At 72.6% G+C, this 11,662-nt stretch carries 14 protein-coding genes and 1 pseudogene; 5 read left to right on the top strand and 10 right to left on the bottom strand.

What is annotated here, in order from left to right:
* Window positions 1-825: pseudogene (locus AB0J69_RS33885) on the top strand (hypothetical protein); the annotation flags it as partial.
* Here the strand turns inward: AB0J69_RS33885 and AB0J69_RS33880 are convergent.
* The 8 genes from AB0J69_RS33880 to AB0J69_RS33845 form a co-directional block, all read right to left on the bottom strand.
* Complete coding sequence (locus tag AB0J69_RS33880) at window positions 796-1,341, bottom strand: CGNR zinc finger domain-containing protein (protein ID WP_364125753.1); 546 nt, start codon at window positions 1,339-1,341, stop codon at window positions 796-798. The pseudogene AB0J69_RS33885 and the gene AB0J69_RS33880 sit on opposite strands and share 30 nt — an antisense overlap.
* A gap of 34 nt (window positions 1,342-1,375) precedes the next feature.
* Complete coding sequence (locus AB0J69_RS33875; RefSeq protein WP_364125751.1) at window positions 1,376-2,419, bottom strand: hypothetical protein; 1,044 nt, start codon at window positions 2,417-2,419, stop codon at window positions 1,376-1,378.
* 5 nt (window positions 2,420-2,424) lie between these two features.
* Complete coding sequence (locus AB0J69_RS33870; RefSeq protein ID WP_364125749.1) at window positions 2,425-3,417, bottom strand: hypothetical protein; 993 nt, start codon at window positions 3,415-3,417, stop codon at window positions 2,425-2,427.
* Window positions 3,418-3,470: 53 nt separating this feature from the next.
* Entirely contained in the window at window positions 3,471-3,941 is a 471-nt protein-coding gene (locus AB0J69_RS33865) for an SRPBCC family protein (RefSeq protein WP_364125747.1), read from the bottom strand.
* Window positions 3,934-4,281, bottom strand: coding sequence for a metalloregulator ArsR/SmtB family transcription factor (locus AB0J69_RS33860; protein WP_364125745.1), 348 nt, complete (start codon window positions 4,279-4,281; stop codon window positions 3,934-3,936). Before AB0J69_RS33860 ends, AB0J69_RS33865 begins: the two co-directional genes overlap by 8 nt.
* A 55-nt stretch (window positions 4,282-4,336) precedes the next feature.
* On the bottom strand, window positions 4,337-5,089 hold the full coding sequence (locus tag AB0J69_RS33855; RefSeq protein ID WP_364125743.1) for an SDR family oxidoreductase: 753 nt from the start codon (window positions 5,087-5,089) through the stop codon (window positions 4,337-4,339).
* Between the two features lie 78 nt (window positions 5,090-5,167).
* Window positions 5,168-5,527: a DUF2203 domain-containing protein gene (locus tag AB0J69_RS33850; RefSeq protein WP_364125741.1), complete on the bottom strand. Its 360-nt coding sequence runs from the start codon at window positions 5,525-5,527 to the stop codon at window positions 5,168-5,170.
* Between the two features lie 9 nt (window positions 5,528-5,536).
* Window positions 5,537-6,217: a GntR family transcriptional regulator gene (locus tag AB0J69_RS33845; RefSeq protein ID WP_364125739.1), complete on the bottom strand. Its 681-nt coding sequence runs from the start codon at window positions 6,215-6,217 to the stop codon at window positions 5,537-5,539.
* 94 nt (window positions 6,218-6,311) lie between these two features.
* On the opposite strand from AB0J69_RS33845, the gene AB0J69_RS33840 reads away from it, so the two are divergent.
* A complete protein-coding gene (locus AB0J69_RS33840) occupies window positions 6,312-7,640 on the top strand; it encodes an MFS transporter (protein ID WP_364125737.1) in 1,329 nt (442 codons plus the stop codon).
* Between the two features lie 76 nt (window positions 7,641-7,716).
* On the opposite strand, the gene AB0J69_RS33835 is transcribed toward AB0J69_RS33840, so the two are convergent.
* Window positions 7,717-9,015, bottom strand: coding sequence for an MFS transporter (locus AB0J69_RS33835; protein ID WP_364125734.1), 1,299 nt, complete (start codon window positions 9,013-9,015; stop codon window positions 7,717-7,719).
* Window positions 9,016-9,270: 255 nt separating this feature from the next.
* Here AB0J69_RS33835 and AB0J69_RS33830 point away from each other — a divergent pair, with 255 nt between their 5' ends.
* Together AB0J69_RS33830 and AB0J69_RS33825 are read left to right on the top strand one after the other, a co-directional pair.
* Window positions 9,271-9,978, top strand: coding sequence for a hypothetical protein (locus AB0J69_RS33830; RefSeq protein WP_364125732.1), 708 nt, complete (start codon window positions 9,271-9,273; stop codon window positions 9,976-9,978).
* A 43-nt stretch (window positions 9,979-10,021) separates the two neighbouring features.
* Window positions 10,022-10,570, top strand: coding sequence for a GNAT family N-acetyltransferase (locus AB0J69_RS33825; protein WP_364125729.1), 549 nt, complete (start codon window positions 10,022-10,024; stop codon window positions 10,568-10,570).
* On the opposite strand, the gene AB0J69_RS33820 is transcribed toward AB0J69_RS33825, so the two are convergent.
* Window positions 10,567-11,085, bottom strand: a complete 519-nt coding sequence (locus AB0J69_RS33820; protein ID WP_364125726.1) for an adenylyl-sulfate kinase — start codon at window positions 11,083-11,085, stop codon at window positions 10,567-10,569. The two genes, AB0J69_RS33825 and AB0J69_RS33820, sit on opposite strands and share 4 nt — an antisense overlap.
* Window positions 11,086-11,176: 91 nt before the next feature.
* Between AB0J69_RS33820 and AB0J69_RS33815 the strand changes: the two genes are divergently transcribed.
* Window positions 11,177-11,623, top strand: a complete 447-nt coding sequence (locus AB0J69_RS33815) for a hypothetical protein (protein WP_364125723.1) — start codon at window positions 11,177-11,179, stop codon at window positions 11,621-11,623.
* Window positions 11,624-11,662: the final 39 nt, after the last annotated feature.

Below are 11,662 nucleotides of genomic sequence, written 5' to 3'. Positions count from 1 at the left end.
CTGGCGTGCGCCGGCCTGCTGCTCGCCGCCCTGCCCGCCGCCTGGCGCCTCCCCGCCCGCGACCCCGGGCCCGGTGGTGGGCCCGGGGGTGGGCGCGGTGGAGGGCCCGGTGGTGGGCGCGGTGGTGGGCCCGGTGGTGGGCCCGGTGGAGGGCGGGGGATCCGGGCCGAGATGGGTGCCGGGTTCGCGGCCATCGTCCGGAACGGTGCGTTGCGGCGGGCCACCATCGGGTCGATGGTGTCGTGTTGCGGCCTGGCCATGCTGGTCGTGTCCGCGCCCGTGCTCGGCGCCCGGCTGACCGGAGAGAGCGGCCACGGCACGCTGCTCCTGGCCGTCACCGCCGCCTGCGGTCTCGCCGCCAACGCGGCACTCGCCGCCCTGCCCCGCAGGCGCGGGCCGGATGCGGCACTCGCCACCCCAGCAGCCCAGGAGCGGCGGTGGGAGGTGGTGCTGGTGGTCGGGACGGCGGTGTTGGGGGCCGGGATGGTGCTGGCCGCTGTCTCGACGGCGTTCTGGATGGCGGTGGTGGCCGCCGCCGTCGCCGGATCGGGCGAGGGGCCGCAGCTCACCGCGCTCTTCGCGGTACGGCACCGCGAGGCCCCCGCCCGGCTGCGCAGCCAGGTGTTCACCACGGGTGCCAGCCTGAAGATCACCTCGTACGCGATCGGAGCCGCCCTGGCCGGCCCGCTGGCCGCGTACTCGGTCGGTGCCGCCCTGCTGGCCGGCGCGGCGCTGCAGGCGCTGGCGCTCGCCGTCCTTCTCTCCCGGCGGCCGGTCCCCGACGCTCCTCAGAGGTCAGTCGCCGATGGCGGAGGAGGTGCGTGAGCGGTGGGCGGCCACGCGTTCGCGGGTGGCGCAGCGGGTGCTGCAGAAGCGGCGCGGGCTGCCGCCGCCGAAGTCCAGGTACGGCCGCCCGCAGCTGGCCGAGGCGCACAGCCCGCCCGGCACCCGCTGGTGGTCGGCGAGCAGCACCGCCAGTGCCATCGCCGACGAGGTCAGGAACCACTCCCCCCACGGAGCGTCGTCCGCGCTGTCGACGTGCACGTGCCAGCTCGTCGTGCCCCCGTGGCTGGTCAGCCGGGGGGCGTGGGCCGCTCCCGAGAGCAGGCGGTTGAGCCGGGCCACCGCCTCCTCGACGGTGGCCGAGCCCAGCACCTCCCGCAGGCGTGCCGCCGCCGCCCGCATCGCCGCCAAGTCCTCCGCGCCCAGGTCGAGGTCGCCGACCTCGCCGTGCTCGCGCAGGACCCGCGAGACCGACTCGATCGACGGCTGCTCGTGCAGCAGCGCCACGCACAGGTCGACGGCCCGCGCGGCCATCGCCTTGGTCGAGTGAACCTCCACCCCAGCAGCGTATGCCCGCCCGGTGCGGCGGCCCTCAGCCGCCGCAGGCCGCGAAGACGTACGAGTCGCGCAGCACGGTGTACCGGTCCCTGACCCGGACCTGGCCCGTCACCGTGTCGATCTGCACGATCGTCATCCTGGTGGCCCCGGACGAGTGGCCGGCCAGGTGGGCCGTCACCTGCGTCTCCCCGGTCCAGTCCAGCATGTGCAGGTCCCCGGCCGGCAGCTTGACCCTCTTGCGGCCGGTGACCTGGTCGCCGTCCATGTCGTACGTCACCAGCTCCGCCCTGGACCCGGTCACGAGGCTCGCCACGGTACGCCCGTCGGCCGCCAGCGCCTGCGGCACGTTGGCCTCGATGACCTGCGGCGGCGTGGCCCGGCGCAGCTCCTCCCCGGTGAGGCCGCGGACGACCAGGTCGGTGACGGACTCGTCGGCCGGGACGCTGGTGAACACCTCGTCGCCGTCGCCGCTGAAGCCCAGCACCGACACCTCGTCCGGGACGGTGCCGAGCAGGTCACCGGTCTCGGTGTCGAAGACGCGGGTGTCGGCGGGCCGCTCACCGCCGATGACCGCGGCCAGCCGGGCGCCGTCGTCGGAGAGCAGCAGGGTCACCTCGTACTGGGCCGCCTTCGGCAGCGCGTCCCGCGCGAACTGCCTGACCCCGCCCCCCAGCGTCCGCACGGCCAGGCGGCCCTTCTTGGTGAAGTACGCCACCCGCCGGCCGTTCCCGCTGATCGCGATGGCCGCCGGGACGTAGCCGTTGGAGGAGCCGTCGGCCTCGCGCGCGACCCCCTGGGCGTCGGGCAGGGTCGTCCGCTCGCCACTGTGCATGACGAGCCGCCAGTCGCCGCACGCCCTGGTGCCGCCGCCCTTGACCGGGCAGCTCTTGATGGAGGCGTAGCGGATCGTGTCGTCGGAGTGGGAGCCAGAGTGGAAGCCGGTGTGGGAGGCGGTGTGGGAGCCGGTGTGGGAGCCGGTGTGGGAGCCGGTGTGGGAGCCGTGCGGCTCCGCGTGGGCGGTGGCCGGCCACGAGAGCGCCAGTGCCGCGGCCAGGACTACGAGGATCTTCGCGCGCATGCCGTTCACTCCCCCGCCAAGACGAATGTGCTGCCCTTGGAGCCGATCGTGTACTTGTCGGCCTGCGTGGCCGTGCCGGTCGCGGGGTCGACGGTGAGCACCCGTACCACCGCCGTCTTCCCCTCCTCGCCGGTCCTGACCGTGGCCGTGAGCCGCCCCCCGGCGTCCCACCAGGCCAGGTACGGCGTCGCGTCCGGCTTGAGCGGCAGCTCCGCGCCCGCCGAGAGCCGCCCGGTCGCCAGGTCGTACGTGCGCACCCGGGGCGGCTTCTTCTCGCTCGTCGTGAACAGCGCCACGGTGGTGCCGTCGGCGGCCGGCGCGTGGGTGGCGGCGTTGATGACGAGCGTGGGCGGTGTCCGCCTGATGACGCCGCCCCCGAGCCGGTGGGCGTACATGGCGGTGGTGTTGTCGCTCAGCGTGCGCGTGGTCAGCACCTCGTCGCCGTCGGCGCTGAAGCCGAGCGCCCCGTGCTTGGGGGACAGCGCCGTGATCGACCCCGTGGCGACGGTGATGACCTTGGTGGGCAGGCGGTCGGGCGCGTCGAAGTAGTCGATCAGCACGCGGTCGCCCGACGGGGACAGCGAGAGGTCGATCTCGTCGCTGCCGACGCCCTTGGGCCTGGCCGCCGGCGGCAGCTCCGTGACCGGCCCGCCGGCGGTGCGCCGGACGACCAGGCGGTGGTCACCGGCCCGCTCGTAGGCCATCACGCGGCCGTCCGCGCTGATCGCGAACACCCCGGCGAAGGCGCCGGCCCGTCCCTTCCCGTCGATCCCGCGCCCGGCCGCGCCGCGGACGACGGCATCGCGGCCGTCGCGCAGCCGCAGCCGCCAGTGGCCGCAGGGCAGGGACTCCTGGTGCTTGTTGTCGTAGCACGCCTTGATCCAGGCGGCGCGGGCCGCCGGTGGGGCGTTCTGGGCATGTGCGGCGGCGGGGGAGAGTCCCAGCGCGCCGGCGACCGCGGGCGCGAGGAGCGCGGCGGCCGCCGAGGAGTGCCTCATGGTCGTGTCCTTTCACTCACCCCCTTAGACACGCACCCCTCGTGGCCGGTTGGTCACAGATCGGCCACGAGCGCGGCGAGCCGGTCCATGGACTCCCTGCCGCCCCGCGGCCCGTCGGCCCTGATGATCGCGTCGCGGGACTCCACCGACGGGTGCACGGACTGGGCGGTGTACCTCGTGCCGCCGCCCTGCGCCGTCAGGGTGACCGTCTCCAGCGCGACGTCCTCGGGCGCACCCTCGAACTCCCACGTACGTACGTACCGCTCCGGCGGCACGACGGCGTGGTAGACCCCGCTGAAGAAGAACTCCCTGCCCCGCCTGTCCACGTTGACGAAGCGCCACCGGCCGCCCACCGCGACCTCCATCCGGTCGACCCGGGTGGTCAGGAAGCTCGGGCCCCACCAGCGCGGGATCAGCTCCGGGTCGGTGATGACCCGGAACACCACGTCCGGGGGCGCGTCGAACTCCCGAATCATGAGGATGTCCTGCCGTCCCGGCTCGATGACGAACTCCGTGTCAGCCATGCTCCTGTCCTTCCTGCCCGCGCCGGATGCGCCCGATCTCCCGTTCGAGGCGGTCGAACCGGTCGCTCCAGCGCCCGCGGTAGCGGTCGATCCACTCCGAGGCGGTCTCCAGCGGGGCCGTCTCCAGGCGGCACGGCCGCCACTGCGCGTCGCGCCCCCGGCTGATCAGGCCCGCCCGCTCCAGCACCTTGAGGTGCTTGGAGACCGCCTGCAGGCTCATGTCGAACGGCTCGGCCAGCTGGTTGACCGTCGCCTCCCCGTCGGCGAGCCGGGCGAGGATAGCCCGCCGCGTGGGGTCGGCCAGGGCGGCGAAGGTGAGGCTGAGCTGGTCGTCGGGCATCCGGGGCGGTCTTTCGTGTCGGTCGGCGCCGGATCATCCCGGGCGCCAGATCACCTTAGTAGTCCACGATCGCGCCGCAGGAGATGTTCACGGTGGCGGAGGTCATGGTCCCGGCCAGGTCGGAGGCGGCGAAGGCGGCCACGTTCCCGACGTCGGCGAGCGTCGCGGCGCGCTGCAGCAGGCTCGAACCGGCGATGGCGGCGGCGATCTCGTCCTTCGCGGCGATGCCGTCGGGCATGCTCTCCGGGATGCCGCCGGTCACCATGGTGACGACGCGGACGCCGTACGGGCCGGCCTCGGCCGCCCACTGCCGCCGCATGCTCTCCATGGCGTCGAGCGCCACCTTGAGCCCGCCCAGCCCGGGCACCGTCTGCGGCCCGCCGCCGCCGAACATCAGGATCACGCCCGACCCGCGCGGGGCCATGTGCCTGACGGCGGCCCTGGCGGTGAGGAACTGCGTGCGCGTGGCCACCTCGATCGGCCGCAGGAACTCCGCGACGGTGATCTCGGCGAGCGGCTTCTGCACGTCCTGGACCCCGATGGCGTTGAAGGAGACGTCGATCCGGCCCGCCCGCCCGGCCACCGAGCCGGTGAACGCGTCCACCTCCGCCTCGTCCAGCGCGTCCACTGCCGCGGTCTCGGCCGTGCCCCCCGCGGCCCGGATGTCCGCGGCCACCTCGTCGAGCTTGTCGCGGGTGCGGCCGGCGAGGAAGACGCGGGCGCCCTCGCGGGCGAAGGCCCGGGCCACCGCCCCGCCGATCGATCCGCCGCCGCCGTGGATGACGGCGACCTTGTTCTCGAGGAGCATTGTATTCAACCTTTCGGTTTATCAACCTATAAGTTGAATACAGGGCATGACGAGGCCGTGTCAAGGGCGTACCGGGAACTACAGGGGCCGCCGGCCGGCGAAGCCCAGCTCCGTACGGTGATACCAGGCGAGCTCCCGCTCCCCCTCGATCCAGCACAGCCGGACCGACACCCCGTCGAGCACCGAGGGGAAGTCGACGAGCACCGGCGCGATGCCCTTGACCTCGATCCCCAGCTCGCTCCACCCGCTCAGGATCTCCTCGATGCGGGCCTGCAGCCCTTTGAGCTCGGGCAGGCCGCCGAGCTCGGACCGGCCCCCGGAGCGCCGCTCGAAGTCGATCTCGGCCAGGTCGGCGCGGGCCGCGATCACCTCGGCCGCCTGTTCCATGACGGCGGGGAGCAGCGCGCGGGCCTCGTTCAGGGTGAAGGTCCGGTCCATGCGCAAACGTTAGCGGTTCGGCCCGTAGGCGTGGACGAGCAGCCGCTCGGCGTGGTCGAGATAGTCGTCCAGATAGGCGGCGGCCTTCTCGGGCGGCCCCGACTCGATCAGCCCGAGCAGGATGCGGTTGCGGTCGACGAACGGCTCGTGGAGGGCCCGCGGGTTCTCCATCACGTGGAAGACCAGCCGCAGCTCGGCCAGGAGCTGGCGCATGGCCTCGTCGATCCTGGGGCTCTCGTTCATGGAGACCAGGGCCTGGTGGAAGCGGATGTTGGCGGTGCCGACGCCCTGCCAGTCGTTCTGGGCGGCGGCCCGCTCGGCGTCGAGCACCGTCTCCTTGATCAGGGCCAGCGCCCGCTCGGGCGGGGTGCGCCGCACGGCCGCCCCTTCGAGGACGCGGCGCACGCGGTAGAGGTCGATCACATCCGCGGCGGACGGGAGGCGGACGAACACGCCCCGGTTGAGCCGGTGGTCGAGCAGCCGCTCGTGGCTCAGGAGCCGGAACGCCTCGCGCAGGGTGTTGCGCGACACGCCGAGCGCCTCCGAGATGGACTCCTCCGACAACCGCTGACCGGGCCGGAAGAAGCCCTCGCTGATGCGGTCGCGCAGGATGTCGGCCACCCGCTCGGCCGTGCTGCTGCGTCCCAGTCGGGGCCGGTCCTGGGAGAGATCAGCAACCGCGTCATCCACATTTAACAGGGAATCATGGAGCAAACCTCTTGTCGAATTGTTCAACGATCCTTACGTTGATAATTATCCCCCCTCGACTACAAGGAGCGATCGGATGTCAGGCTCCGCGCAACAGACCCGGCGGGTGATCCTCGCCAGCCTGATCGGCACGTCGCTGGAGTGGTACGACTTCTTCCTCTACACCACCGCGGCGACCCTGGTCTTCCCCAAGCTGTTCTTCCCCTCCCTCGACCCGGTCAGCGCGACGCTGGCCTCGCTGACCACCAATGCCGTGGCGTTCGTGGCCAGGCCGCTCGGCGGCATCGTGTTCGGCCACTTCGGCGACCGGGTGGGCCGCAAGACCGTGCTGGTGGTGACGCTCCTGGTGATGGGCGTCGCGACGTTCCTCATCGGCGTGCTGCCCGGCTACGCCAGCGTGGGCGTGCTGGCCCCGGCCCTGCTGGCGCTGCTGCGGTTCGTGCAGGGCCTGGGGCTCGGCGGCGAGTGGGGCGGCGCGGTGATCATGTCGCTGGAGCACGGCGACGGCCGGCGCCGCGGCTTCAACGCGAGCTGGCCGCAGGTCGGCGTGCCCGCCGGCTACGTGCTGGCCACCGGCCTGCTGACCATCCTGTCCTTCACGCTGACCGACGCCGCCTTCCTGTCATGGGGCTGGCGGGTGCCGTTCCTGCTGTCGGGCGCGCTGGTGTTCGTGGGCCTGTGGGTCCGGCTGAGGATCACCGAGTCGCCGCTGTTCGCCGAGGTCGAGCAGAAGGGCGCCAAGGCGAGGATGCCGCTGGTCGAGGTGCTGCGCACGCACCCGCGCGCGCTGCTGTCGGCCTTCACCGCGCGGATCGGGGTGGACGTGGCGTTCTACACCTTCACCGCGTACATCATCGTCTACATCACCGGCGTGCTGGACCTGCCCCGCCCCTACGCGCTGAACGCCGTGCTCATCGGCTCGGCGCTGCAACTCGTGCTGATCCCGCTGGCCGGCGCCATGTCCGACCGGTACGGCCGCCGCCCGGTCTACTTCGCGGGCGTGATCGGCGCGGCGGTGTGGGTGTTCGTGTTCTTCCCGCTGCTCGACACCAAGTCCTTCCCGCTGATCGCGCTGGCCGCCGTCGTGGCGCTGGTCACCCACGCCGCCATGTACGGCCCGCAGGCGGCCTTCATCGCCGAGCTGTTCAGCACGCGACTGCGCTACAGCGGCGCCTCCATGGGCTACCAGGTCGCCGGGATCGTCGGCGGCGCGCTCGCCCCGATCATCGCGATCCAGCTCTTCGAGTCGTACCGGTCGACGGTCGCGGTCTCCATCTACGTGGTCGTCGCCCTGGCCGTCACCGCCGTGGGCCTGGCCATCGCCCCGGAGACCCGCGACCTCGACCTGGCCGACACCACGCCCGGACCCACCCGGAGGGCCCCGCAGGTGGGACCCTTCGCCTGATCTCCGCAGGAAATGCCGCGGAAGTCGCGGGCGGCGGCTGCCAACGCCGCCCGCGCGGGCTCGCCCGCACCGGCGCCTACACCGGCACCTTCGGCGCCGCCGCCGGCCTGGCGGGCCGCCACCGGCCCCGGAAGGCCACCATCGAGACCAGGAACACGATCTGGCCGCCGAGCGCCACGCCCAGCCAGAGCTGCCAGCCCCCCGACTCCACCACCATCGGGGAGACGACCAGCAGGACCACGATCATGACCCGGACGACCATGCCCCAGATGCCCAGCGCGGAGCCCTGCAGCCGGGATTCGACGTCCTCGGCGTCCTCGGAGAAGTTGGCCATCCACGGCACGTACGCGATGCCCATGAACAGGAAGAGCAGCGCGTACACGGCGGTGACGTGCCCGGTGGCCACGCCCGGCCCGATCAGCGCGATGAAGTACGCCAGCGCCGCCGCGGTGAGCACGGTTCCCGCGGCGGTGAACGGCTTGCGCAGCCGCAGCCGGTCCGACAGCCGCCCCACGACCACCACGGCCAGGGCGTTGAGCACGATGCCCAGCGCCACCACGCGGTTGGCCGCGGCCGGGTCCATGCCGAAGGCCGAGGCCAGGATGGTCTGCCCGAAGATCGCGAACGTCCAGTAGAGCACCTGCCAGCCGGTGTTGCCGAGGACGTGGGCCCACAGGTGCGGGTGCCTGAACAGCTCGCGTACGCGGCCGTGGCGGACGTCCTCCTCCACCACCAGCTCCTGCTCGGCCTCCATCACCTGCGCCCGCAGCGCCGCCGACGGCTCGGCGATCTTCCAGATGATGACCGCGCACATCACCAGCGACACGACGCCCATGATGATCGCCTGCGACTGCCACGCGTTGCCGAACAGCGGCAGCGTGAACCCCGCGATGAACGAGGCCAGGAACGACGCCCCGACCGGCCCCCACGTCCAGAACGCGAACGCCTGCGCCCGCCCCAGCCGCGGCGAGAAGTCCCGCACCAGCGACGCGGTGATCGTGATGCCCGCGCCCTCGATGAACAGCATCAGGCAGCGCACCCAGAACAGCCCCGCGACGCTGTCCACGGTGGCCAGCAGGAAGTTGCAGGCGGCCGTGATCGTCAGGGTCGGCACGAGGATCGTGACCCGCCCCCACCGGTCGGACAGGATGCCGCCGAACCCCGCCGAGAGCCCGCCCACCAGCACCGACAACGCCGCGAGCTGCCCGTAGACGGTGAGGGACATGTCGAGGTCCGACATGAGGAGGGGCAGGATCGTGGCGAGCGTGGTCTCGAAGTTGGCCACCAGGCTGGCGAGCACGGCCACCGCCAGCAGCAGGATCCGCCGGCGGCCGACCGGGTAGACGCTCAGTTCGCGGACATAGAACGGCTTCATTCCCATCCTCCGGGGACGGTCCTGTGACTGTCGCTCTAGAACGCGTTTCTAGTTGCTCCAGGGTTTCCGTTTTGTGTAGATAAGTCAACGTTCTCAGAGATCACGATGTAATCTCGGTCACACGCCGGGCGTTGTGACGCAATCGCCATCGATTCACAGAACAACCGCCCCCGAATAGGCATAAACTGCGCGCCTGTGAGCCTGCCTGTACGAGAACGTTCCCCCCGGCCGGGTGGCGGCCGACACCGCCGTCCCGTGCCCACGTCCTTGCCGCCGGACGCCCCCATGCTCGTGCTCGCCACCCCCGGCGGCACCGATGGCGTGGCCGAGGAGATCGCGGCCGTGGTACGCGTGGACAACCCGCAGATCGAGGTGCGGCTGACCAGCATCACCGACCTGGCGGACTCCCTGCCCGCCGGCCGGGACGCCGTCGTCGTCCCGCTGCTCACCTGGGAAGATCCCGTCATCATGGCGGAGATCGGCAAGGCCGTCGCCGCCAGCGGCTCGGGGGCCGTCGTGACCGAGGCGCTCGGGCCGCACCCGCTGCTGGCCGAGGCCCTGCACATCCGGCTGGCCGAGCGCGGCCTGGCCCGGGCCGACCGCGTACGCCTGCTGAACGTCTCCAGCCCCGTGGACGCCGTCATCCTGGCCACGGTGGGCGGCGAGCGGGCGGTGCACGCCGTGCAGGCCACCGCGGTGCTCCTGGCGTCCAGGCTCACGCTGCCGGTCGTGGCCGCCTCGCTGGACAGCGAGCCCGGCGTCGGCATGGCCGCCCAGCGGCTGCGGGGCGCGGGCGCGGAGCGCCTGGCCATCGCGCCCTGCATGATCGGCCACGAGGCCCCGCAGGGCATCGTGGGCCAGGCCGCGGCGTCGATCAACGCCGGCCACGCCGAGCCGCTCGGCGCCCACAGCGCTGTCGCCGAACTTGTCGCGCGCGCTTACGGGAGTCAACTCGCGACTTGACAAGGGCTTGTAGAGATCGCGGGACTCGCGTTACCTTCGGCGCATGCGCCGAGTGGTCTGCACGGGTGAGCGGCTCGGCCTCCGTGAGGTGACGGAGGCCGACGTGCCCGCCCTGCACGCCGTCTACGGCGACCCCGCCACCACCCAGCACCTGCCGTTCGCCCCGCGCAGCCCGCAGGAGGTGGCCGTGCTCGTCGACCGCGCCTTGGAGGCCGCCGCCGCCGAGCCGCGCCACCTCTACGTGCTGGCCGTGGTCGACGCCGACCGCCATGACGTCATCGGGGTGGCCCGCCTGCAGATCGAGACCGACCATCCGCACAGCGCGGAGATCGGGTTCGGGCTGCGCCATGATCAGTGGGGCCGGGGCATCGGCACGGACCTCGTACGCCTGCTGCTGGCGTTCGGGTTCAAGCAGCTCGGGCTGCACCGCATCTGGGGCGCCCGCTCCCCCGCCAACCTGCCCGCCCAGCTGGCGATGCTGACCGCCGGGATGGTCGAGGAGGGCCGCATCCGGCACCACGTGCACACGCCGCACGGGTGGCGCGACTCGATCGTGCACTCGGCGCTCGAGGACGAGTGGACGCAGCGTTAGCCCGCCTGCCAGGCTTCGACGACTCTGGCCGCCACCTGCGCGGGGAGGCCCCTGGTGCCGTCCACGGCGAAGTCCGCCACCCGTGCCTCGTCCAGGATGGACGCCAATTCCCCCGCCCTTTTGAGGTGCCAGTCAAGCCCCTGGGGGTCGAGCGAGTGGCGGGCCCGCAGCCGCCGGTGCACTTCTCGGAGTTCGACGTGGATGCGGCAGACCGCGAGGGGGACGCCGAGCACCTCCTCGTGAGCCCGCCGCTCCGCCCGGCTCTCGACGACCCCGGCCAGCACCAGCCGCTCGGCGCCCGCCGCCAGGAAGTTGGCGGCCACGGCGCGCAGGTTGCGCATCGTGAGGCCGCCGTTGAACGGGTCGTCCGGGGGCGCGGGCCAGGCCCGGCGGAGCCAGTCGAGGTCGATGACCGCGTGGGGCACGGCCGCGGCGGCCAGCAGGTCTCCCGCCGCTTCGGCCACGGAGGTCTTGCCGGCGCCGACGGTGCCGGTGATCAGGAGAGCCGCCGCCATGCCGGTGACCTTACCGGTCGGCACGCGTGGCGGGCGCGGGGATTGTCGGTGCGGCATCCTACGATGAGGCACCTCACGGAGGGATAGTCACATGCTCGACTCGCTGATCGTGCCCTTGTTCGTCACCACGGACCTGCCGCCTTCGGCGGAGCTGGCCGAGTTCGGGGAGTTGCTCGCCGAGACGGCCCGCGTGCTGGGTCGCGAGGGCGCAGGCTACGAGGCGTTCCTGGCGGGCAAGGTGTTCTGGCTCGACCAGCCCGACCCGCGCCCGGCGGGCGAGGGCGAGCTGCGCTTCGCCGGGATGCTGGGCTACCTCGCCGCCTCCGGGACCGGCCACACCTCGCGCGAGGTGGTCGGCGACGTGCGCCAGGCGATCGGGAAGGCCGTCGCCGAGCACTACGGCGACGTGGGCGTGGCCCCGGCCGTGTTCGCCATCCGCGACCAGGACGTGCGGGAGCGCACCCCCGAGTCCGCCCTCTACGTCGACACGCGCGACGTCGCGGCCGAGCTGGTGAGCGCGACCAAGTCCTACCTCTGACCGGGCGTCCCGCTCCTTCCTCTAGCCAGTTCGGCCCCG

The sequence above is a fragment of the Nonomuraea sp. NPDC049709 genome (genome assembly GCF_040674815.1).
GTDB lineage: Bacteria > Actinomycetota > Actinomycetes > Streptosporangiales > Streptosporangiaceae > Nonomuraea.
The sequence above is the reverse complement of the archived record's forward strand: the minus strand, read 5'-3'. Positions and strand labels throughout refer to the sequence as shown.